Source organism: Enterobacter sp. BRE11 (assembly GCF_031844285.1).
GTDB lineage: Bacteria > Pseudomonadota > Gammaproteobacteria > Enterobacterales > Enterobacteriaceae > Pantoea.
This window is the reverse complement of the sequence record NZ_JAUZUX010000015.1, coordinates 58,204-80,041: the sequence shown is the minus strand read 5'-3', so window position 1 is coordinate 80,041 and position 21,838 is coordinate 58,204. Positions and strand designations below refer to the sequence as shown.

The 21,838-nt window shown below is 60.4% G+C and carries 22 protein-coding genes and 1 pseudogene; 18 read left to right on the top strand and 5 right to left on the bottom strand.

Features of this window, described 5'->3' with window-relative positions; all coding sequences use genetic code 11:
• Positions 1–37 precede the first annotated feature (37 nt).
• On the bottom strand, positions 38–715 hold the full coding sequence (locus Q9R34_RS16370) for a hypothetical protein (RefSeq protein WP_485895038.1): 678 nt from the start codon (positions 713–715) through the stop codon (positions 38–40).
• Between the two features lie 76 nt (positions 716–791).
• Positions 792–1,481, bottom strand: a complete 690-nt coding sequence (locus Q9R34_RS16365) for an autotransporter (RefSeq protein WP_485895036.1) — start codon at positions 1,479–1,481, stop codon at positions 792–794.
• Positions 1,482–1,621: 140 nt separating this feature from the next.
• On the opposite strand from Q9R34_RS16365, the gene Q9R34_RS16360 reads away from it, so the two are divergent.
• From Q9R34_RS16360 to Q9R34_RS16310, 11 genes and pseudogenes are all read left to right on the top strand, one after another.
• Positions 1,622–2,203, top strand: a complete 582-nt coding sequence (locus Q9R34_RS16360; RefSeq protein ID WP_485895034.1) for a DNA-3-methyladenine glycosylase I — start codon at positions 1,622–1,624, stop codon at positions 2,201–2,203.
• A gap of 88 nt (positions 2,204–2,291) precedes the next feature.
• Entirely contained in the window at positions 2,292–2,954 is a 663-nt protein-coding gene (locus tag Q9R34_RS16355; protein ID WP_485895032.1) for an OmpA family lipoprotein, read from the top strand.
• A 159-nt stretch (positions 2,955–3,113) separates the two neighbouring features.
• Positions 3,114–4,093 (top strand): annotated as a pseudogene (locus Q9R34_RS16350) (LacI family DNA-binding transcriptional regulator).
• A gap of 67 nt (positions 4,094–4,160) precedes the next feature.
• Complete coding sequence (locus Q9R34_RS16345; protein WP_485895030.1) at positions 4,161–5,186, top strand: LacI family DNA-binding transcriptional regulator; 1,026 nt, start codon at positions 4,161–4,163, stop codon at positions 5,184–5,186.
• Between the two features lie 136 nt (positions 5,187–5,322).
• Positions 5,323–6,072 carry a sugar phosphate isomerase/epimerase family protein gene (locus tag Q9R34_RS16340; RefSeq protein WP_485895028.1) on the top strand — a complete coding sequence of 250 codons (750 nt, stop codon included), beginning with the start codon at positions 5,323–5,325 and terminating at the stop codon, positions 6,070–6,072.
• 9 nt (positions 6,073–6,081) lie between these two features.
• Positions 6,082–7,035 carry a sugar kinase gene (locus Q9R34_RS16335; RefSeq protein WP_485895026.1) on the top strand — a complete coding sequence of 318 codons (954 nt, stop codon included), beginning with the start codon at positions 6,082–6,084 and terminating at the stop codon, positions 7,033–7,035.
• 36 nt (positions 7,036–7,071) lie between these two features.
• Positions 7,072–8,352: an MFS transporter gene (locus tag Q9R34_RS16330; protein ID WP_434126165.1), complete on the top strand. Its 1,281-nt coding sequence runs from the start codon at positions 7,072–7,074 to the stop codon at positions 8,350–8,352.
• A gap of 72 nt (positions 8,353–8,424) precedes the next feature.
• Positions 8,425–9,396: a glyoxylate/hydroxypyruvate reductase GhrB gene (ghrB, locus tag Q9R34_RS16325; RefSeq protein WP_434126167.1), complete on the top strand. Its 972-nt coding sequence runs from the start codon at positions 8,425–8,427 to the stop codon at positions 9,394–9,396.
• A gap of 79 nt (positions 9,397–9,475) precedes the next feature.
• Positions 9,476–10,729: a valine--pyruvate transaminase gene (locus Q9R34_RS16320; RefSeq protein WP_485895024.1), complete on the top strand. Its 1,254-nt coding sequence runs from the start codon at positions 9,476–9,478 to the stop codon at positions 10,727–10,729.
• A gap of 129 nt (positions 10,730–10,858) precedes the next feature.
• Positions 10,859–11,110 carry a helix-turn-helix domain-containing protein gene (locus Q9R34_RS16315; protein ID WP_485895022.1) on the top strand — a complete coding sequence of 84 codons (252 nt, stop codon included), beginning with the start codon at positions 10,859–10,861 and terminating at the stop codon, positions 11,108–11,110.
• Between the two features lie 161 nt (positions 11,111–11,271).
• Entirely contained in the window at positions 11,272–12,033 is a 762-nt protein-coding gene (locus tag Q9R34_RS16310; RefSeq protein ID WP_485895112.1) for a HipA domain-containing protein, read from the top strand.
• A 3-nt stretch (positions 12,034–12,036) separates the two neighbouring features.
• Here Q9R34_RS16310 and Q9R34_RS16305 read toward each other — a convergent pair whose 3' ends face one another.
• Positions 12,037–13,491, bottom strand: coding sequence for an aminotransferase-like domain-containing protein (locus Q9R34_RS16305; protein ID WP_485895020.1), 1,455 nt, complete (start codon positions 13,489–13,491; stop codon positions 12,037–12,039).
• A gap of 237 nt (positions 13,492–13,728) precedes the next feature.
• Between Q9R34_RS16305 and Q9R34_RS16300 the strand changes: the two genes are divergently transcribed.
• Genes Q9R34_RS16300 through Q9R34_RS16275 form a run of 6 tightly spaced genes read left to right on the top strand, consistent with a single transcriptional unit; the run spans position 13,729 to position 19,457 of the window.
• Positions 13,729–15,195 (top strand): hypothetical protein, encoded by a 1,467-nt coding sequence (locus Q9R34_RS16300; RefSeq protein WP_485895018.1) that lies wholly within the window; start codon positions 13,729–13,731, stop codon positions 15,193–15,195.
• Between the two features lie 18 nt (positions 15,196–15,213).
• Positions 15,214–16,491, top strand: coding sequence for an ATP-grasp domain-containing protein (locus Q9R34_RS16295; RefSeq protein ID WP_485895016.1), 1,278 nt, complete (start codon positions 15,214–15,216; stop codon positions 16,489–16,491).
• A complete protein-coding gene (locus Q9R34_RS16290) occupies positions 16,488–17,186 on the top strand; it encodes a class II glutamine amidotransferase (protein WP_485895110.1) in 699 nt (232 codons plus the stop codon). Before Q9R34_RS16295 ends, Q9R34_RS16290 begins: the two co-directional genes overlap by 4 nt.
• A 5-nt stretch (positions 17,187–17,191) precedes the next feature.
• Complete coding sequence (locus tag Q9R34_RS16285; RefSeq protein WP_485895014.1) at positions 17,192–17,992, top strand: 2OG-Fe(II)-dependent halogenase WelO5 family protein; 801 nt, start codon at positions 17,192–17,194, stop codon at positions 17,990–17,992.
• Positions 17,993–18,028: 36 nt separating this feature from the next.
• The gene (locus tag Q9R34_RS16280) at positions 18,029–18,529 is read left to right on the top strand and encodes a YbaK/EbsC family protein (RefSeq protein WP_485895012.1); all 501 of its coding nucleotides are present in this window, start codon (positions 18,029–18,031) and stop codon (positions 18,527–18,529) included.
• 16 nt (positions 18,530–18,545) lie between these two features.
• Entirely contained in the window at positions 18,546–19,457 is a 912-nt protein-coding gene (locus Q9R34_RS16275) for an EamA family transporter (protein ID WP_485895010.1), read from the top strand.
• A gap of 61 nt (positions 19,458–19,518) precedes the next feature.
• On the opposite strand, the gene ibpA is transcribed toward Q9R34_RS16275, so the two are convergent.
• Positions 19,519–19,935, bottom strand: coding sequence for a small heat shock chaperone IbpA (gene ibpA / locus Q9R34_RS16270; RefSeq protein ID WP_033755460.1), 417 nt, complete (start codon positions 19,933–19,935; stop codon positions 19,519–19,521).
• 286 nt (positions 19,936–20,221) lie between these two features.
• Between ibpA and Q9R34_RS16265 the strand changes: the two genes are divergently transcribed.
• Complete coding sequence (locus Q9R34_RS16265; protein ID WP_485895008.1) at positions 20,222–20,587, top strand: YceK/YidQ family lipoprotein; 366 nt, start codon at positions 20,222–20,224, stop codon at positions 20,585–20,587.
• On the opposite strand, the gene Q9R34_RS16260 is transcribed toward Q9R34_RS16265, so the two are convergent.
• Complete coding sequence (locus Q9R34_RS16260) at positions 20,571–21,824, bottom strand: YidR family protein (RefSeq protein WP_485895006.1); 1,254 nt, start codon at positions 21,822–21,824, stop codon at positions 20,571–20,573. The genes Q9R34_RS16265 and Q9R34_RS16260 overlap by 17 nt on opposite strands.
• Between the last annotated feature and the right edge of the window lie 14 nt (positions 21,825–21,838).

Here is a 21,838-nt window from a genome sequence, read left to right as displayed (position 1 = left end):
CTTTTTTGGCGTCCCGGATCGCCATAAAAGGCGTCTGTCAGGAGGACCAGGAGGCGGACTCTGCGGAAAGGGCCGTCTGAAGCGATTCGGCGGCTTCTGCCCGGACGCGCGCCGGGCGGGTTTGCCACAGATAGCGCACTGAGGCGAGCCAGCAGATGCTGTAGCCCAGCAGCTCGGTGCCCTCTTCGGCGATATTTTTTACGACGCGGTTGTAGCCGTCCAGCATCAGGTGTTGCCACAGCTGATGCATGCCGAAAAGCCGGGAGAACACCAGCACAATCAGCATGCCGCTGGCGGTCATCAGCCAGCAGCGATCCGTCACGAATGCAACCAGCCCGTCCAGCGTGCTGCGCGGCGACCGCAGCGCCATCGCCAGACAGGCCGCAGCGGTCGCCAGCGCGAACCACACCCAGCTGCCGTGTTCGACGACGTCGAATACAAAGTCCAGCTCGCGGATCAGCATACAGCTGTAGAAACCGCCGATCAGGATCAGCGCGCCGCGCTGCGTGGGACGCCGATACGCCGACCAGAAAAACATCGCCGCGACGGAGGCGAGCATCACTTCCTGCAGCGTCTCCGTAATCGACGTTTCATGCAGGGCGTTGTTCATCCAGTTTACGTCGATATAGATGCCCGACATCATCAGCACAAGGAACAGTGTTGCAAATAAAAAAGCCGCGCATTCACGGCCGAGGATTGAAATTTGTTCGCGCATATTATTACCGATATTATGATTAGCGCGCTTATTATATGGGGTTACCTACCTGCCCTTTCTCATTTTATGCCCCATGTTAAAAACTGGCGCTAACGCCGAGGCTGTAAATAAACTGCTCGCCGCTGCTTTGCGCGTCGTTTTGCGAAAAGGCCGCGAACGCCGCGACGTTGTGATTTAGCGGCATCTGCGCGCCCACGCTGACGTCGACCCAGCTCGCTTCGCGCGCGGTCGCATCGACCGGTGAGCGATCGCGCGACTCCTCAATCAGGCTATCGCCGGGCTGATAGCTATAGCTAAGCTGCGCGTAAGGCGCAATCGCGCCCAGTCGGGTATCGACCCGCCAGCCTAACGTCGCGACATCATCGCGGCTGAAGTTACACTGCGGACAGCTAAGCGGGGCCGTCGCAGGCGCATACTGCGCCACCGGCCCGGTCGTCAGTGACGCGCCCAGCGGCATCTCCCAGCCGGCGCTGTAGCGTGTGCCGGTTGATACCGGCTCGGCGCGCAGCGTAAAGGCGGAGAGGGGCGAATTGAGCGCGGCGTCCAGAAAGTTCATCCCCGCGTCGCTGCCGACGATCAGATGATTTCGGGAAATCTTTTCCGCAAGGATAGTGTCGTAATCGGGACGATCGCGCACGCGCTCGCCCGGCGATGACAGGGTCTCGCCGCTCCAGGCAAACCGGGGCGTCACAGAACAAAAAAGCAACGCACTACTCAGCCCCAGCGCCGCAAGGCGCTGGCTGGCACACTGACTTTTCTGCAACATGAAAAACTCCAGACAAAGCTGAAGAGAACGATCGGCGCTATTCAGGAAACGGTTTTATCACGCCTGCTGTTTAACTATTAACCGGCTAATCGTAAGATCAAGCAACGTCACAAAATTTTCTCTTTATCAGGATAAAGAACATGCAACGATGCGGCTGGGTCACTCAGGACCCGCTTTACCTCGCCTACCACGATCGGGAGTGGGGCATTGCGCAAAACGATAAGCAGGCGCTGTTTGAGATGCTCTGCCTGGAAGGCCAGCAGGCGGGGCTCTCCTGGATTACCGTCCTGAAAAAGCGAGAGCATTATCGCCGCGCTTTTCACGCCTTCGATCCCCAGGCGGTGGGCTTAATGGATGAGGAAGATCTGGCGCGCCTGATGCAGGAGAGCGGCCTGATACGCCATCGCGGCAAGCTCGCCGCCATTATCGGTAACGCACGCGCTTATCTGGCGATGGAAGCAAAAGGTGAAGATTTCGCGCGCTTCGTGTGGAGTTTTGTCGATAACCAGCCGCTTGTGCATCGCTATGCCCACTACAAGGAGGCGCCGACCACTTCAGAGCAGGCTATCGCGCTGTCGAAGGCCTTAAAGCAGCGTGGTTTTAGATTCGTCGGCCCGACAATTTGCCACTCCTTTATGCAGGCCTGCGGGCTAATCAGCGATCATCAAACAGACTGTTTTTGCCATCCTGACAACCTTTTAAGTGTAAACCAGGAAAAATAAGAGTTTCCCTCACTCCTTCTCTCTTTTAAAGCGGCATAATCTCGCCGCTTTAAAGACGTAATGTCTTTGTTTGATTTAGGGAATGAGCATGTATAAAAAATCGCTTTCACTTTGCCTGTTACTGAGCGGCAGTCTGGTACTGTCAGGTTGTACCGTTAATCCATACACCAACGAATCCCAGGCCGGGAAATCTGGCATCGGCGCGGGCCTCGGTGCGCTGATGGGCGCTGGCGTCGGCGTTCTCTCCTCATCGAAGAAAGATCGCGGTAAGGGCGCGCTGATTGGCGCGGCGTCCGGCGCGGCGCTTGGCGGCGGCATCGGCTACTACATGGATGTGCAGGAAGCCAAACTGCGTGAAAAAATGCGCGGCACCGGCGTCAGCGTGACGCGTCAGGGCGACAACATCGTGTTGAATATGCCAAATAACGTCACCTTCGACTCCAGCAGCAGCAGCCTGAAAGCGGCGGGCGCCAATACCCTGACCGGCGTGGCCATGGTGCTGAAAGAGTATCCGAAAACCGCGGTAAACGTCGTGGGTTACACCGACAGCACCGGCTCGCGCGCGCTGAATATGCGTCTGTCGCAGCAGCGCGCCGAGAGCGTCGCCGCTGCGCTGATTACCCAGGGCGTCGCGGCGGATCGTCTGCGCACCCAGGGTCTGGGTCCAGATAATCCGGTCGCCACCAACAGCACCGAAGCAGGCAAGGCGCAAAACCGCCGCGTGGAAATTACGCTTAGCCCGATCGGCTAAGGTGAAAACGCCCCGCACAGGGGCGTTTTCGTCGCAACACCGTTTTTTGGCCTTTTTACGCGCTTGTTCCAACGAAAAAGAGCGGATGCTATGCAACCTGTAGTGCCAAAACAGACTTCATGTTAGCGTAAAAAAAACGTGTTCAGCGAGTTGTCCAGCATGTCACTAAAAGCCATTGCCCGCGAGTTAGGGCTCTCCGTTACCACGGTTAGCCGGGCGTTAAACGGCTATAAGGATGTGGCGGAGGAGACCCGTAAACGCGTTGAAGCAGAAGCGCAGCGACGCGGCTATCGACCCAATGCCGCCGCGCGTCGTCTGAAAACCGGCCGCGCCAATGCGGTAGGCCTGGTTTTCCCTGTCAGCACCTCACCCATCAGCGACTGCCGCTTCAGCGAAATGCTGCTGACGCTCGATCAGCGCCTGGCGCAGAAAGAGATCGACCTGGTACTGCTGGTGGACAAGCCCCATGAAGGGCCGCGCTCCCTGATGCGTCTGTTGCGTAGCCGGGTGCTGGATGCGCTCATCGTCACCCATACCCAGCCGCAGGATGAACGCCTGCTCAGCCTGCAGCAGAAAAACTTTCGCTTTATCGCGCTCGGCCGCAGCGATCTGCCCCAGCCTTACGCCTGGCTCGACGTCGATCACCACCACGGCTGGCGGTCGAAGCCTGCCTCCAGCAGGGAGTGACGCGCATCGCCTGGCTGGGCAGCGACGAAAACACCACCTTTGTTCGCGACCGCCGTCAGGGTTTCCTCGACGCGATGGGCGCCGTTGCGCCGTTCGATATCGTCGCCGTGCCGCCGTCACGCCGCGTCGGCTATCAGCAAACCGCCGTCTGGCTGGCGCGGGATACCACGCTCCAGGCGATTATTGCCGACAGCAGCGCGCTGGCGGAGGGCGCAGCGCTGGCGGTGCAGCAGGCGAACCGGCTTCACGGCAGCGAGGCGATTCGCCTCTACGCCTGGGAGGGCCTGCCGCGCGAAGCGATCGTCGAGGCGCCGGTGGTCGCCATCCGTCAGGCCTCGGATCGCGAAACCGGCGACCAGCTTGCCGATCTGGTGGTGCAGATGCTTGACGGCGCGCCGCTGGCAGGACTTCAGCTGTTGCGTCAGCCCTGGCTGGATAGCGCGCTGCGCTGATCGCACTTTTTGCGACGGGCCGCACCTGTGCTAGTCTCTGCCTGTTTCTCTTTTTGCAGGTACCCACATGAAGAACAGACCGCCTCGCGCCACCATTAGCGATGTCGCTCGCAGCGCGCGAACCGGTAAAACCAGCGTGTCTCGCTATCTCAACGGCGAGCAGCATCTTCTTTCCGCCGATTTAAAGTCCCGCATTGAACAGGCGATCGCCGAGCTCGACTATCGCCCCAGCCAGATGGCGCGCGGGCTAAAGCGCGGCCGCACGCGACTCATCGGGCTGATCATCGCAGACATCACCAACCCCTATTCCGTCGACGTGATGTGCGGCATTGAAGCCGCCTGCCGCGAGCGCGGCTTTACGCTGCTGATGTGCAACACCAACAATGAAGTGGATCTGGAGCAGCACTATCTGCAGCTGCTGAGCAGCTATCAGGTAGAGGGCGTGGTGGTGAATGCCGTTGGCATGCGCGAAGAAGCGCTGAACCGCCTGCAGCAGTCGCTGCTGCCGATGGTGCTGATCGACCGAAAAATTCCCGATTTTGCCTGCGATGTCGTCGGCCTGAATAACGCCGAAGCCGCGGAGATTGCTACGCAGCATCTGCTTGATAACGGCTATGAAGCGCTGCTGTTTTTGAGCGAGCCGCTGGGCAGCGTTAATACGCGCCGCGAACGCCTGCAGGCATTCCGTCAGCGCCTTGCCGCCTGGCCGCAGATTGCCCATGAGAACGCCGAGGTGCCGCTGCATCAGCCTGCGGCGCTGGATGCGCTGCTGCTGGACTACGCGCGGCGCCAACGCGGAAAGCGCGCGGCGGTGATGGTGGCGAACGGCGCCATGACGCTGCAGGTTGCGCGTGCGATGCAGCGCGTCGGCCTGCGCTGGGGCGAAAATATCGGCCTGCTCGGCTTCGACGAGCTGGAGTGGGCCGCGCTGGCTGGCGTCGGCATCACCACGCTGCGGCAGCCAACGTGGCAAATCGGCTATGCGGCGCTGGAGCGGCTGATAGCCCGCATTGATGGCAGCGCCGGTCCCGCAGCCGAACAGGTTTTCTCTGGCGAGCTGGTGGTGCGCGGCTCCAGCCGGCCCCTCACCTGATCCCCCTTCTTTTCTCTCCCTCGTGCTCGCTTCGTGAGCACGATCATAGTTTCAGCCTCTGCCTCTTTGCTTTGGAACCGGTTCCAACTAACGTTTTCTCTGTAAATTTTGCTTAATGCGCATTCCAGGGGTAACGATGAACGCTGAAATTATTGTGGTGACCGCCGCCTACGGACAACAGCAGGTCGCTGCGCTGGGCGGTCAGCAGGCGCTGCTGCCGCTGATCCAGCAGGCCGGTGCCGACGGCGTCGAAATCCGCCGCGAACTCTTCGACAGCGCGGCGCTCGCCAGCCTGCCTGCGCTGGCCCAGGCTATCGAGCAACATCAGCTGCGCGCCAGCTACTCGGTGCCCGACACGCTGTTTTGTGACGACGGCGCGCTAAATCCCCAGCTGGAGAGCTACCTTAAAGAAGCGCTGCAGCTGAACGCGCAGCGTCTCAAACTGGCGCTGGGCGGATTCAACGGCGAGCTGCACGGCGCGGATTTACGCGCGCTTGCCGAGCGCTATCCGGTGGAGCTGGCGGTAGAAAACGTTCAAACCGATAACGGCAAGCTCGCGCCTTCGCTGCGTTTTTTCCAGGCGGCGGAGCAGGCGAACCTGCCGGTAACGATGACATTCGATATGGGCAACTGGCTCTGGACGCAGGAGAACGCGCAGGCGGCGGCGACGCAGCTTGGGCGCTTCGTGCGTTATATTCACGTCAAGGCGGCCGAACCGCACGGCGACAGCTATCGCGCGGTGGCGCTGGACGAGGCGAAAGCGGACTGGCGCGACCTGCTGCGCCAGCTGCCGGATAATGCGCCGCGCGGCATCGAATTCCCGCTGGAAGGCGAGGATCTGCTGGCGGTAACCCGCCGCTACGTGTCGCTGCTGCGCACGCTGTAAGGAGAGAAGATGACTACTCTGCATAACGGCGCGCTGGACGTCGTCACCATCGGCGAGGCGATGGCGATGTTCGTGGCGCGTGAAACCGGCGATCTCGCCGCCGCTGAAACGTTTATCAAGCGGGCGGCGGGCGCGGAGCTTAACGTCGCTATCGGTCTGGCGCGTCTCGGTCTGAAGGTCGGCTGGGTCAGCCGCGTCGGCGACGACAGCTTCGGCCGCTTTATCTGCCAGGTGCTGGAGAGCGAAGGCGTCGATCGCCGTCAGGTGACGAAAGATGCGCGCTACCCCACCGGTTTTCAGCTGAAATCCAAAGTCGACGACGGCTCCGATCCGCTGGTGGAATATTTCCGTAAAGGCTCCGCCGCCAGCCACCTTTCCGTCGAGGATTTTAACAGCGACTACTTCGGCGGCGCGCGCCATCTGCATCTCAGCGGCGTCGCGGCGGCGCTCTCTGCCAGCTCGCTGGCGCTGCTGAAACACAGCGCGAAAGAGATGCGCGCACGCGGCAAAACCATCTCTTTCGATCCTAATTTGCGGCCGGTGCTGTGGCGCAGCGAAGAGGAGATGCGCCAGCAGCTCAACCACCTGGCGGAGTACGCCGACTGGGTGCTGCCGGGCGAAAAAGAGGGCTATATCCTGACCGGCTACCGCCAGCCGGAAGCGATCGCCGATTTCTACCTCGATAAAGGGGTGAAGGCGGTGGTGATTAAAACCGGCTGCGACGGTGCCTGGTATAAAACCGCCCAGGGCGAGCAGGGCCAGGTTGAGGCGATCCGCGTCGAGAACGTGGTGGACACCGTTGGCGCGGGCGACGGTTTCGCCGTTGGCGTGATCAGCGCGCTGCTGGAAGGGAAAACGCTGCCGCAGGCGATTAAGCGCGGCAACAGAATCGGTTCGCTGGCGATTCAGGTGATCGGCGACAGCGAAGGGCTGCCCACACGCAGCGAGTTAGGCGATTTCTAAGCCTGCATCCGAACCGCAATATCAGAGGAGAACCGCATGAAAACGCAGACAATCGCGCCGAAACGCTGGTGGTATATCATGCCCATCGTGTTTATCACCTACAGCCTGGCCTATCTGGATCGCGCAAACTTTAGCTTCGCCTCTGCCGCCGGCATCAACGACGACCTGGGCATCACCAAGGGCATGTCCTCGCTGCTGGGCGCGCTCTTCTTTCTCGGCTACTTCTTTTTCCAGATCCCCGGTGCGGTCTATGCCGAACGCCGCAGCGTAAAAAAACTGATTTTCTGGTGCCTGGTGCTGTGGGGCGTCTGCGCGTCGCTAACCGGCGTGGTCAGCAACATCCCGATGCTGGCGGCGATCCGCTTCGCGCTCGGGGTGGTGGAAGCGGCAGTGATGCCCGCGATGCTGATCTATATCAGCAACTGGTTTACCAAATCGGAGCGCTCGCGCGCCAACACCTTTCTGATCCTCGGCAACCCGGTGACGGTGCTCTGGATGTCGGTGGTCTCTGGTTATCTGATCGACGCGTTCGGCTGGCGCGAAATGTTTATCATCGAAGGGATTCCGGCGGTGATCTGGGCCGTTGCCTGGTGGTTTATGGTGCAGGATAAGCCTGAACAGTCGCGCTGGATGAGCAGCGAAGAGAAAGCCGCGCTCGCCGCCCAGCTGAAAAAAGAGCAGGAGAACATCAAGGCGGTGCGCAACTACAGCGAGGCGTTCCGCAACCGCAACGTTATTCTGCTCTGCATGCAATATTTCGCCTGGAGCATCGGCGTCTACGGTTTCGTGCTGTGGCTGCCGTCGATTCTGCGCAACGGCACGCAGATGGGCATGGTAGAAGCGGGCTGGCTGTCGGCGGTGCCTTATCTGGCTGCGACCATCGCGATGATCGTCGTCTCCTGGGCGTCGGACAAAATGCAGAACCGTAAGCTCTTCGTCTGGCCGCTGCTGCTAATCGGCGCGCTGGCGTTCCTCGGCTCTTATCTGGTCGGTTCCGACAATTTCTGGCTCTCTTACGCGCTGCTGGTGATTGCAGGCGGCGCCATGTATGCGCCTTATGGTCCCTTCTTCGCCATCATTCCGGAAATGCTGCCGCGCAACGTTTCAGGCGGCGCGATGGCGCTGATCAACAGCATGGGCGCGCTGGGTTCGTTCGTCGGTTCCTGGATTGTCGGCTATCTTAACGGAGCGACGGGTAGTCCGGCGGCCTCCTATATCTTTATGGGCGCAGCGCTGCTGGTCTCGGTGTGGCTGACGCTCATCGTCAAGCCCGCCGAAAACAAAACGCCGCCGCTGCACGGCGCGAAACACGCCTGAAAGCGTAAGCGCTGACCCTCTTCTCCGGGCGACCTGCGTGTCGCCCGTCACACGTTTTACAGGGAGCGAACGATGAAACCATCCGTGATTCTGTATAAAAGCCTGCCGGACGATCTGCGCGCCCGGCTCGACGCTCATTTCAGCGTAACCGAAATCAAAGATCTGTCGCCGGAGAGCCAGCAGCAGCACGCTGACGCGCTGGCGCAGGCCGAAGGGCTGATTGGCTCCGGCGGCAAGGTCGATGGCGAACTGCTGGCGAAAATGCCAAAGCTGCGCGCCTGTTCGACCGTATCGGTCGGTTACGATAACTTCGACGTCGAGGCGCTTAACCAGCGTCATGTGCTGCTAATGCATACGCCGACGGTGCTGACCGAAACGGTGGCCGACACCATGATGGCGCTGGTGCTGAGCAGCGCGCGCCGCGTAACCGAGCTGGACGCGTGGGTGAAAGCGGGCCAGTGGAACAAAAGTATCGGGCCGGACAAATTCGGCATCGACGTGCACCACAAGACCCTCGGCATTCTCGGCATGGGCCGCATCGGCATGGCGCTGGCGCAGCGCGCGCACTTCGGCTTCGGCATGAAGGTGCTCTACAACGCGCGCCGCGAACATGAAGAGGCGCAGTCGCGCTTTAGTGCGCAGCGCTGCGACCTGGAGACGCTGCTGAAAGAGAGCGACTTTGTCTGCATCAGCCTGCCGCTGACTGAGCAGACGCACCATATGATCAGCGCGGCGCAGCTAAAGCTGATGAAGCCGAGCGCCATCCTGATCAATGCCGGACGCGGTCCGGTGGTGGACGAAGAGGCGCTGATCGCCGCGCTGAAAGCGGGCACCATCCACGCGGCGGGCCTGGATGTGTTCGAGCAGGAGCCGCTGACCGCATCGCCGCTCTTCTCGCTGCCTAACGTGGTGGCGCTGCCGCACATCGGATCCGCCACGCATGAGACGCGCTACGGCATGGCGCAGGATGCGGTGGAGAACCTGATCGCCGCGTTAACCGGCAAGGTGGAAAAGAACTGCGTTAACCCAGACATTCTCAAGTAATCCGCCCTTCCCATTGCGCCCGCCGCTGGCGGGCGTTATCGTTGATTCCCCATTCGTCACATGTTGTTAACGTCTATATATGTCTTTTTCTCAGTTCGGCGACAAATTTACCCAGCACACCGGCATTTCACGTCTGATGGAAGATATGGGCGCAGGGCTGCGCACGCCCGGCACTATTATGCTCGGCGGCGGCAATCCGGCGCAGATCCCGGCGATGAATGACTATTTTCAGCAGCTGCTGCAGCAGATGCATGACGAGGGCAAGCTGAGCGAAGCGCTCTGCAACTATGACGGCCCGCGCGGCAAGGCCACGCTGCTCAACGCGCTGGCGACGCTGCTCAGCAGCGAGCTGGGCTGGCCGGTGACCGCAAACAATATCGCCCTGACCAACGGCAGCCAGAGCGCCTTTTTCTATCTGTTTAACCTGTTCGCCGGTCACCGCGCCGACGGCAGTAAAAAGCGCGTGCTCTTTCCGCTGGCGCCGGAATACCTGGGCTATGCCGATGCCGGACTGGACGAAGGGCTGTTCGTTTCGGCCAAGCCCAATATTGAGCTGCTGCCGGAAGGCCAGTTTAAGTATCACGTCGATTTTGAACATCTGCCGATGCATGACGATATCGGCCTGATCTGCGTATCGCGCCCCACCAACCCGACCGGCAACGTGGTGACTGACGACGAACTGATGCAGCTTGACGCGCTGGCGCAGCAGCACGATGTGCCGCTGCTGATCGATAACGCCTACGGCGTGCCTTTCCCCGGCATTATTTTCAGCGACGCGCGCCCGCTGTGGAATCCCAATATTATTCTCTGCATGAGCCTGTCTAAGCTCGGCCTGCCCGGCGCGCGCTGCGGCATTATTGTCGCCGACGAAAAGACCATCGGCGCCATCAGCAATATGAACGGCATTATCAGCCTGGCGCCAGGCAGCATTGGCCCCGCTATCGCCGCCGAGATGATCCAGCGCGGCGATCTGCTGCGGCTGTCGGAAGAGGTGATTAAGCCTTTCTATCAGGCCAAAGTGACCGAAACCATTGCCATTCTTCGCCGCTATCTGCCGCAGGAGCGCTGTCTGATCCACAAGCCGGAAGGCGCAATTTTCCTCTGGCTGTGGTTCTGCGATCTGCCGATCAGCACCGAGGCGCTCTACCAGCGGCTTAAGGCGCGCGGCGTTCTGATGGTGCCGGGACACTTTTTCTTTCCCGGTCTGGAGCAGGCGTGGCCGCACACCCACCAGTGCATGCGCATGAACTATGTGCCGGACGCCGGGAAGATTGAGCGCGCGGTGCAGATTCTGGCGGAAGAAGTTGAAAAGGCGTTTGCGGAGCAGCGGTAATTCGCGGTTTTAGAGGCGCGCCGGTTTGACCGGTGCGCATTAACAGACTGTCGCTTGAAATTGTCGCTATATAATGACAAATTGGCTTTTATATGCGCTTTGTCATTATATAGCGACAAAAGAGGTTCTATGCTAAATGGTATGCATGCTATTGGCCTGAAATGTCTTGAACGGCGTAAGGCCCGCGCTTGGACGCAGCAGGTCGCGGCCGAGCGTGCTGGCGTACATCGCAGCGTGATCTCCGCCATTGAGAACGGCCGCTATAGCGGATCTCTGAAGGCGTTGACGCTTTACCTGACCGCGCTCGACCTTGTGTTGACCGTCCAGTCATTAAACGTGCCACAGTTAGATGAGCTTAATGGATTATTTAACGATGACTGACTTGCGCCAGCTCTCGCGTCCTCTCCGCCAGATTGAGGTATATAGCGGAAACCAATACGCCGGAAAGCTGACCCATGAACACGGCAGTTATAACTTTACCTACTCTGCTTCAGACAGCCGCTTTGTCTCGCTGACCATGCAGCCCGAGCAGCGCTTAAGCTATCGGAACGGAAAACCGCGGCACGCTGCTTTACCCTAATCTCATCGCCAAAACCGGCGATGAAGAGTATCCCAGACTGGCTGAAAATGAATTTATTTGCATGTCGCTGGCAAAGGCCTGTGGTTTGCCCGTCGCCGACTTTTGGCTTTCAGATAATAAAGAACTTTTTATTATGGAGCGGTTTGATATCGGCCGAGAGCGGCGTATTGCCATGGAAGATTTTTGCGTTTTATCAGACCGCTCGTCCGAACAAAAATATTGCGGCTCCTATGAGGCTGGCGGAAAAATCGTTAGCCTGTTTACCCGCGACCAGGCGCAGGTCGAGCGCTACTGGCGGTACGTTTTATTTAGCTGCATGGTCGGCAATGGCGATGCTCATCTGAAGAATTTTTCGCTTATGTATGATGCGGAAATATCGATCTCTCCTTTTCTCTCTCCTCTTTACGATGTGGTGAATACGCATATCTACCCCACCACGGACAACGACCTTGCGCTGAAAATGAACAAAAGCAAAAGCTTTCCAGACAGAGATGGCCTGATTAAATTTGGCCGACAGCTTAAAATCGTTAAGCCCGGCGCAATAATCGACGAATTCGCAGATATCATTAATGATCGACTCGCCGATCAGACGCTGTTTGGCGATTATCCTGAACTGCGCGACGCCATCAGCGCGTCGCTTACCCGCAGCGCTGCGACTAACAACGTATTTACCAAAACCAACGTGAAGCGCGCCAAAAAACGTAAAACGGATCGTCTGCTTTAGTTCTTACCCCTCTTTCGCCTCCAGCAGCGACGCCCGGCACCACTGCGCGAGCTGGCGGATCGCCTGCTCAACCTCTTCATTCCAGCCGAAACCGGCGTTAAGCCGAAAACAGTGGTCGTAGCGATCGTCGGTGGCGAAAATATGGCCCGGCGCGATGCCGATGCCGGCGTTGCGCGCCTTGAGAAACAGCGCACGCACGTTGAGCGCGCGGTGCGGCATCTCGACCCACAGCACATAACCGCCCTCGGGATCCGAAACGCGCGTGCCCGCCGGAAACTCGCGCAGCAGCGACTGACGCATCTGCTGAATCTGTCCGGCCAGCTCGCGCCGCAGCTTGCGCAGATGCGCGTCATAGCCGCCGCTGCGCAGCAGCTCGGCAATCGCCGCCTGCGACAGGGTCGAGGTGCCCATGGTCGAGGTATATTTCAGCGACGCGATCTTGCGCATGTAGTTGACGCTGTGCACCCAGCCAATGCGGATGCCGGGCGCAACGGTTTTGGAAAAGCCGCTGCACAGAATGGCGTTAGGACTAAAGGCGCGCATCGGAAAAGGCCGCCGTTCGCCGAACGCGGTATCGCCAAAAATATCATCTTCGACGATCACCACATCATTTTCATCGGCCTGGCGGGCGATATAGGCCTTCTGTTCGTTGGGGATCGATTTGCCGAGCGGATTGTTGACGTTGCTGATGGTAAGAAAGGCCTGCACCGCCCTGCGGCGGAACAGCGCGGTAAGCTTTTCGACGTCGACGTAGCCCTCCGGCCCGGCGTCGACCTCAATGACGCGCAGATTAAGATTATGCAGCATCTGCAGCAGCACGAAGTAGCAGGGCGACTCCACCGCCACCACATCGCCGGGCCTGAGCGTGGCGCGCAGCGACAGCGACACCGCCTCAATGCAGCCGTTGGTGATAAGAATATCGTCGGCGCTGATGGTGCAGCCATACTCCACCGCGCGACGCGCGATTTCATGCTTCAGCGGCAGATAGCCGGTGCCTTTAACGGTGTTGCCCAACAGCGCCGGTTTGCTGTATCCCATCTGGCGCATCAGCAGCCCAATCTTTTTCACCGGATAGAGCGAGCTGTCGCCGTTCGCCAGGTCGAGACGAACGCGACACTCCGAGCCGAGGATCGCCAGGTGCATCTCCGTCTGTTCATCCAGCGGTGCCACCAGCCGCGGCTGCGCCAGCGTCGTCGGCGCTACCTCTTTGTGCGCCAGACGCGGCGCGACGAAAAAGCCCGATTTCGGCTTCGCCACCGCAAAACGCTCATCCTCCAGCGTGCGCAGCGTTTTCAGCGCAGTCGTCAGGCTGACGCTGTACTGCGTCGCCAGCGTGCGTACCGAGGGCAACCGGCTGTCGGGCAGCAGCGATCCGCTGCGGATAGCCTGCTTGATCTGCTCGGCTATCTGGCGGTAACGACTGCTCTGACTCTCCTGCTCGTCCGTTTCACCGGGCATCTGTTCCACCCCATATCGTACTGATCTGTGCGTATTCAAGAGAGTACATTCAAAGTACTTTAGGCTGCATCTCTTAATTATTGATGACGCGTGGCCGCTCCGCTTTCGGCGTCCGGCGCCCTGTCGTCTGCCTGCATTTCGGCATTCATTGCTACACCGCTTAATGGCCTGTTTTTCATGGAATCAGTAGGTTCCATGCATTTAAACGAATTTATCAGCCAAAGGAAAACGCGAAAAATGAATAATCTGTCCACCATGATGAGAGAAATCGAAGGCTATCTGACGCCAGCAATCATCGATTCTGCTAAACGGTGCTCTCATCGCCTGCTTGCCGCGCTGCCGGATAGCGAGCAGCTGTCGCGCAATCGCGTTCTGCTTGCCTACGGCGGTGGGAAAGACAGCAGCTATATGGTGGCCTATGTGCGTTACATTCAGGGGTTAATCTGGCAGCAGCGCGGTGACACCTTTCTGCTGCGCATCAGCACCAACCGCCACGCCGCCATGAGCGACAGCGTGATGGAGAATATCGACCGCGTTTACCGCGCGCTGGCTATTCACCATGACGCCTTCGTCGAGAGCCTGATCGTCGACGGCCAGCAGATCCGCCCTTTCGAACGTCATCTCTCCCTGCCCGAGCCGGTGCGCCAGCAAAACCGCAGCGACGTGCTGATGAACGGCCACCGCTTTCGCGCTGACGCGCGCTCAACCTTCTGCAACGCCTGCAACCTCAGCATGGTCAACTCGTTCGGCCTGGCGGCGCACTATAACGGCGGCGTGGACATGATTATCACCGGCGATTCGCCCCAGGAGCAGACCGCCTATGTCGCGTGGGCGCGGCACCTGTCGCGCCTGTTCGAGGCGCCAGCGGCGGAGAAAGATCGGGGCTTTCGCGGCTTTTTGCAGACGCTCGATGGCGTCGCCCATCGCTACTCGGCCGCTATCCACGGCGAGGCGGCGGTCACGCCCGCACGCCGCATCATGCATCAGCTGACGCGCGATCCGCTGTTCTTCAATATCTATCAGGACACCGCCTACGAAGCTGGCGCGCACTGGGCGCTGCTCAACGACTTTATGCGTTTCCGCTTCGACCCGCTGATGTTCAGCTTTTCCGAATCGGACTGCGGCAACCCGACGCTGATGGCGCACATTCGCGGCCTGCGCGCGGAAACCCTGCTGCAGCGCAGCTACGCAGAAGGCATCCGCGAATATGTCCGCTTTGCGCTGGGGCTGATGGCGCAGAAAGCCTTTCCGCCGCAGCTGATCGCCGAGATGGCGGCGCGCTATCAGGACGATGCCGCTATCGAACAGCAGCGCCAGCGCGCGGCACGCTTTGCCGTCGAGGCGTTCGGCCTCGACGAAACCCAGCTGGTTTGCATGATCTATTCGCCCTTTATCGCCCAGGGCAGCCAGCTGCATAGCTGGCTGACGCAGCAGCAGATCGGGCTGGATGAGGTGGCGATTCGCCAGCTGCTTGCCGGCAAGCGCGACGACGCGGCGCTGGCGCAGCGGCTCGGCCAGCTTTCCGGACTGGACATCGATCAGTTACGTCACTGCTGGCAGAGCCGCCAGGTCAGCTCGCTGCTGGAGGGCAAAAGCGCCGATCCGCTGTCGCGCGTGCTGCGCTTCGATCCGCATAAGGCGGTGATTCAGGTAAATCACGGCGTCCTGCAGGATACCGTGACCGAAGTGATCTCCGGGCGCTGATCCCGGTAAGGCGAGGCGATGAGAAAAATTTTCCTGCAAATAGGCGCCACGCGCGATGGCCAGAATCCCTACTGCGAGGTGGCGAAGCGCGACGGCTACTTTACCGTGCTGGCGGAGATGAGCGATTTCATTGACTACCAGTCGCTCAGCCTGACGCTGCCGTTTGATCTGATCGTTCGCCTCGATCGGCCGGAAAATCCCTGGGAAGTGCTACAGGCCTGCCTGCACGCCGGGCTGCTGGAGCATCCGCGCGTGGTGCTGGCCGGGTTTGAAGCCTACAACGCCAGCGCTGGACGCGTGCGGGAAATTCTGGCCGGACCCGATGCGCCGCGCACCTTCATTCCACTGGATAAATATGCCCAGCGGATGGCGCTGAAAAAAGCCTGGCCGCGCTTTCCCCAGCCAGAGTTTCGTTTTTTTGCCTCGCCGCTCAGCATTCTCGACGCCCATCAGGCGCTGATCTATCCCTGCGTGATCAAGCCGGTAGACAGCGGCGGCGGCCTGGGGATTTGGCTGGTGGAAGCGCCCGAACGGCTGGCAGGCGTGGTGCAGATGCTGGAAGAGACCATGAACTACGGCGGCCGCAGCTTTAGCGGGTTTATTGTCGAAAGCTGGCTGGACGGCGACGAATATTCGCTGCAGGGCGTGGTGCACGACGGCCATCCGCACGCTCTGACCTGCTGCCAGAAGGTGATCGAGCAACATCGCGACGCCCAGGGCGGCGTCAGTTTTTACGAATCGGGCCACGTCGCTGTTGCCGCCGAGACGCTGCCGCCCCCATTCGTTAGCCTGATGACATTTTGTTGTGAAACCTTTGGCTACCGGCTCGGCGCCTTTCATATCGATTTTATTGTGGTGGAGGGTGTGCCGCACTTTCTTGAAATGGGCTTCCGTCTTTCGGGCATGGGGGTGCCTGGCCTGGTCGAAGAGGCGACCGGCATCGACTGGGTAGCCGTCGCGTTTCGGCTTGAAGCTGGTGGCAAGATGCCCGCGCTGCGCTTCGCCGCGCCGCCACGCGCCGTCGGCCAGCTGCGTCTGCGCCTGCCAGCGCAGCTGCGCCAGGCGGAAAGCTGGATTGCTGAACATCGTCAGGGGGCGCTACTGCCGCCGCTGACCTTTGCTGGCTTACAGGTGTCGCGGCGCTCGTCGCTCTATGCCGATCTGACGCGCCATGCGGGCATACTCGGCACGCTGCGCCTGTCGGCTGGCGGTCGCGACGACATTCTGGCCGTTTTCAACAGCGTGGTGCGCACGGCATCTCGCCTCTCAGAAGGAAATTTATTGTGTGCAGAATGATTCTGGCGCAGGGCGAGTTCGACGCGGCGCAGGTGCTGGAGGCGGCGCGCGCCATGAGCTGCGGCGAAACCGCCTGCCATGATGGCCCGATCAAAGAGCACCCGAACGGCTGGGGGTGTCTGTGGCTGGACGACGGCGAAATTTGCACGCTGCGCGGCAGCGGCCCCTTTGCCGAGGCGCTGCCCGATATAGATATCGAACGCATCAAAGGCCGCTTTCTGGCGGTGCATGTGCGCCACGCCACGCTGAGTAAAAACCAGGGGCTGGCGTTCGCCCATCCGCTGCTGCGCGACAGCGCAGGCACGCGCTGGTACATGATGCACAACGGCTTTATGCCGAAGGTCTACGCCCGTCTCGGCATGGCGGCCTCCCGCTTCGATTCGGCAGAGTACCTGGAATATCTGGTGGATCGCATCACGCCTGCCGACTTCACGCGCGACTACCTGCGCGACAAGCTGGCGCAGGTCGAGCCAGGCGGCAGCGCGGGCAACGCGATTTTCGTCACGCGCGACCGGGCATGGGCCTGGCAGTGGCATCCCCAGGATACGCCCTGGCCGCACTACTTTACGCTGCACGTTTTGCAGCAGGCGCGCTGTACGTACATTTCATCTGAACCTGTTCCAACCCTGGGCGACGCCGCCAGCTGGCGACGTATGGCTAACCATGAACTACGCGAAATTCCTTTGGGGGAGTAAACATCATGGCCATTTTTAATCAGATACGCGTGATCAATCCCAACATGTATGTAGAGCACACCTGGCTGGACGATATTGTTACGGCGCGCGTGCCGCTGCTGGTGCTGCGCAATTTCCTTACCGATGAAGATCGCCAGGAGGTGGTGACCGATTTGCAGCGCTGCCGCGAGCAGATCCGCGTGTCGCACTATCCCAACGGCGCGCTCACCACGCTCGGCCCCTACCTGGCGAAACATACCGCCGCGCCGGAGAACTACTTTACCGAATGGCGCGACATCGCGTCATCGCTGCCGCCGTCGCTCGCCGCGCTGCGCCAGCAGATCTATGAGTGGGTGCGCCACGTGCTAAAGCTGGAGAGCCTGCAAACCGCCCATGAGCCAGGCCTGGGCGACTACGCCGGTTCGATCGTGCGTTTCCATGCCGACGGCGTCGCCAATCCGCTGCACAACGACAATATCGTCCGCGACGGGGCCGGAAGCGGCCTGGCGGTGACGCAGATCCTGCACCAGCTGAGCTGCGTGGTCTGCCTGCAGGAGTGCAATGCGGGCGGCGGGCTGCGCATCTTCAACAAAAAATGGTCGCCGGACGATGAGCGTTTCAAAACGCCAGGCGAGCTCGGCTACCAGAGCGGCGTGGTGATGCAGAGCGAAACCTGCGAATTTGCGCCGCGCAGCGGCGATATCTACCTGTTCAACCCCGCCTTTTACCACGAGATCGATCGGGTTGAAGGTAATACCCGCATCACGATGGGCTTCTTTTTTGGCCTGACCGACAAAAAAATGAAACACGCCATCGCGTGGAGCTGACGCCCTGCGCGCAGCCTTGCAAGACGAGGAGAAGAGATGACGACATTTGCCAAAATTACTGAGCTGCTGGATCGGCACGACGCGGACTATCGCGTGGTAGAGCACGAGGCTATCGGCCAGACCGATACCATCAGCGCGCTGCGCGGCAATGCGCTTAACCAGGCGGCGAAGGCGATGGTGCTGGAGGTGGTGATGCCAGACGGCGCCGACCCGCGCTTTCTGCTGGCGATTGTGCCTGGCGACTGCAAAATCAACTTTAAAAGCGCTGCGCGCGCCATCGGCGGTAAAAAGTCGAGCTTCGCCGCACCCGAGAGGGCGCAGTCGCTGACCGCCTGCGTGATGGGCGCGGTGCCGCCGTTTAGTTTTGATGACCAGCTGGCGCTGCGCGTCGATGGGCGTCTGCGCGACGTCGGCACGCTGTGGTTTAACGCTGGCGCGCTGGAAAAATCGATCGCCCTTAATGCAGAGGACTATCGCCGTATCGTAGGTGAAGCCTGTTATGCCGATATTGCCACGCCCGTGGCGGTGAGCGCCTGACGGCAGAGGAAAGGTTATGTCAGTCAAAGATATGTTGCTGGCGCTCTGCGTCGTGGTGGCGTGGGGCGTTAATTTCGTGGTGATTAAGCTCGGCTTGCAGGGCATGCCGCCCTTTTTGCTGGCGGGCCTGCGCTTCTCCCTGGTGGCGCTTCCGGCGATCTTTTTTGTCCCTCGTCCGGCTATCCCGCTGCGCTGGCTGGTGGTCTACGGCATGACCATCAGCTTTGGCCAGTTCGCCTTTCTGTTTCTCGCCATCAAGCTCGGCATGCCCGCCGGGCTCGCCTCGCTGGTGCTGCAGGCGCAGGCCTTTTTCACGCTGCTGCTGGGCGCGCTGCTGCTGGCGGAAAAGCTGCGCTGGAACCATATCGCCGGCGTGCTGATCGCGACGCTGGGGATGTTTATGCTGGCGACGGCGGGCATGGCGGGCCAGTCGGCCGCAGGCATTACCCTGACGACCATGATGCTGACGCTGGCGGCAGCGCTGTCGTGGGGACTGGGCAATATCACCAACAAGATCATCCTGCGCAATCGCAAGGTGCCGGTGATGTCGCTGGTGGTGTGGAGCGCGCTGGTGCCGGTGCTGCCCTTCTTCGCCTGCTCCTGGCTGTTCGAAGGCGAGGAGGCGATTGTATTCAGCCTGACGCACATCTCGCTGCAAACGGTGCTGGCGCTGATCTATCTCGCCTTTATCGCCACCATCGTCGGCTACGCCATCTGGGGCAACCTGCTTAGCCGCTATGAAACCTGGCGCGTCGCGCCGCTGTCGCTGCTGGTGCCGGTGATTGGTATTCTCAGCGCGGCGCTGGTGCTGGGGGAGCGTCTCTCGGCGCAGCAGATGCTGGGCGCGGCGGTGATTATCTTCGGCCTGCTGGTGAATGTCTTCGGCGGCCTGGTGAGCCAGCGTCTGGCTATGCGCACCCATCCTTAACGGCGTGGGCTCAGATATAAAAAACGCCGCGAAGGCGGCGTTTTTTTCTCATCCATTCTGATTAGTTCAGAATTTCAATCCGGCGCGGTTTCGCCTCTTCAGGGACGATGCGTTCCAGATCGATGCTCAGCAGGCCATTTTCCAGGCGGGCGTCGCGTACCACAATGTGGTCGGCCAGCTGGAATTTACGCTCGAAGTTGCGTTCGGCGATACCCTGATAGAGATATTTGCGCTCGGTCTGCTCTTCGGGGTGCGCGCCACGCACGATCAGAACGTTATCGTGAGCGGTAATATCCAGTTCGTTCTGGGCAAAGCCCGCCACCGCGATGGTAATGCGATAGTGGTTTTCGCTGACCAGTTCGACGTTGTACGGAGGATAGCCGCCGTTGCTCTGGTTCTGGTTAGACTCAAGCAGGTTAAACAGACGATCGAAACCGATAGCAGAGCGATAAAGTGGAGCAAGATCAAAATTACGCATGGAATGACTCCTGATAATCAGCAAGTTTTGGCAACCTTCCACCATGGACAGGTTGTAAGACGCCTCGATGACCCTGTCGGCGACAGCGAGCGCGTCCGTAGCTTAAAAGTGGGTATGGCCAGACTGGTTTCAAGAGGCGAAACGCAATTTTTTTCGCCAATTAGCTGAAGTGGCATACACTCAGGGGACCTTTCGTCTGACATAGCGCACCTCGCCGTAGAGTGAGGGCGTCAGCGGACAAGCTAACTCAGCCGGGGCAAACGCCATAGTTGAAGGGATGATGAAAATGAATTTATTGAAGGCATTTCCTCTGGCAGGCGCGCTGGTCTGCTGCACCTTTACGCTTGCAGGTTGTTCCAGCGTGATGTCGCATACCGGCCCGAATCAGGGCTACTATCCGGGCACGCGCGCCAGCGCCGATATCCTGGTCGACGGTAACAGCAGCTGGGCGCTTAAGCCGCTGGCACTGATCGATCTGCCCTTTTCCGCCGTACTGGATACGCTGCTGCTGCCGTGGGACTACGCGCGCAGCGATGACGATAAATCGATCGACTCCCCGCGTGAGCGCATTCTTCAGAGCGAAAAGCTGAACCACACGCAGGAGAATCTGGCGCAGGCTGCCCCCTATCCTGTGGCTACGCCAGCACAGTAAAGAGCTGTCGCCAGCCGTCGACCTCACGCATAAAGGCGATCAGCCGTCCGTCCGGCGACCAGACGACCGCGTCGCCGCTCGGCGGCTGGTCGTGACGTTCGGTGAGCGGCTGACAGACGCCGCTTTCGATATCGCAGCGCATCACCTGATTGTCGCTGATAAAGGCGACGGCCCCGCCCTGCGGATGCCAGCTAAACGCCGACTGCACCGACTGCGCCAGCCGCGTCACCTGACGCGGCGCGCCGCCGTTTGGCGACACCGTCCAGAGCTGCACCACATCCTGCTCGTCCGCCATTAAAAAGGCGATGGCGCTGCCGTCTGGCGCACTACGCAGCCAGTGGCGCGGCTGCTGAGCAAGCCCGCGCGGCGTAAAGGTCAGCCGGCGCTGCCGCACGCCGGCAGGCGGCGCAGGCAGGCTGCTCTCCGTCCCCTCCAGCGGTTCGTCGCCTGGTATGGCGTACGCCTCCAGCGCCTCCGGCAGATCGACAACAAAAACCTCCGGCTGTTTGTCGCCCGCGGCGGAGATCGTGTCGCCGATAAAGGCGATAGCCCAGCGCTGCCAGCGGCCGTCCGGCTTCTGATAGCCCCGCGTGCCGATCCAGCCCTCTTCATACGCGCGGTTAATCTCGTCGCTGCCCGGGCGCGGCGTCGCGGTGGTGCGGCTGACCAGCACGCAGAAGTGGCTGCCGCTGTATTCGCGCGGATGCTGTTTGATCGGCGCGACCGCGCGCAGCGGCAGCGCGATGCCGACGTTGCGCAGATCCTCTTTCGGGTCTCGCTCGTGCATCACATGATCGTTGTAGGTGAAGCTGACGCGCGTGCCGTCCGGGCTGTAGAGGTGCACATGCGAGCCGCCGCGCAGCGCGCCGGGCGTAAAGGGCGGCGTGATGTCGCAGGCGTCGAGGTTTTGCGCGCGGCCGTTTTGCACGATAACGCCGCGCCGGTGATGAAAGTCGTAGTGCCAGTGCTCGTCAGGCTGTTCCGGGCCATGAATGCAGAGATAGCGCGGCGGCAGATCCGGACTGACGGTGACGACGCCCACATGCGCGCCGTCGGTCGCGCGATAGAGCACCTCGACCTCGCCGGTTTGCACATTGACGCGCTCAATAGTGTCGCTGGTAAAAGAGGTACCGGACGGACGCAGGTCGAAGGCCAGCCACTGGCTGTCGGCGGTCCAGACGTTGCTGTTGGTCAGCTGGTGCTGTCGCGGGCTAAAGGTGATCTGTTTTTCACGCATGGGGCAACCTGACT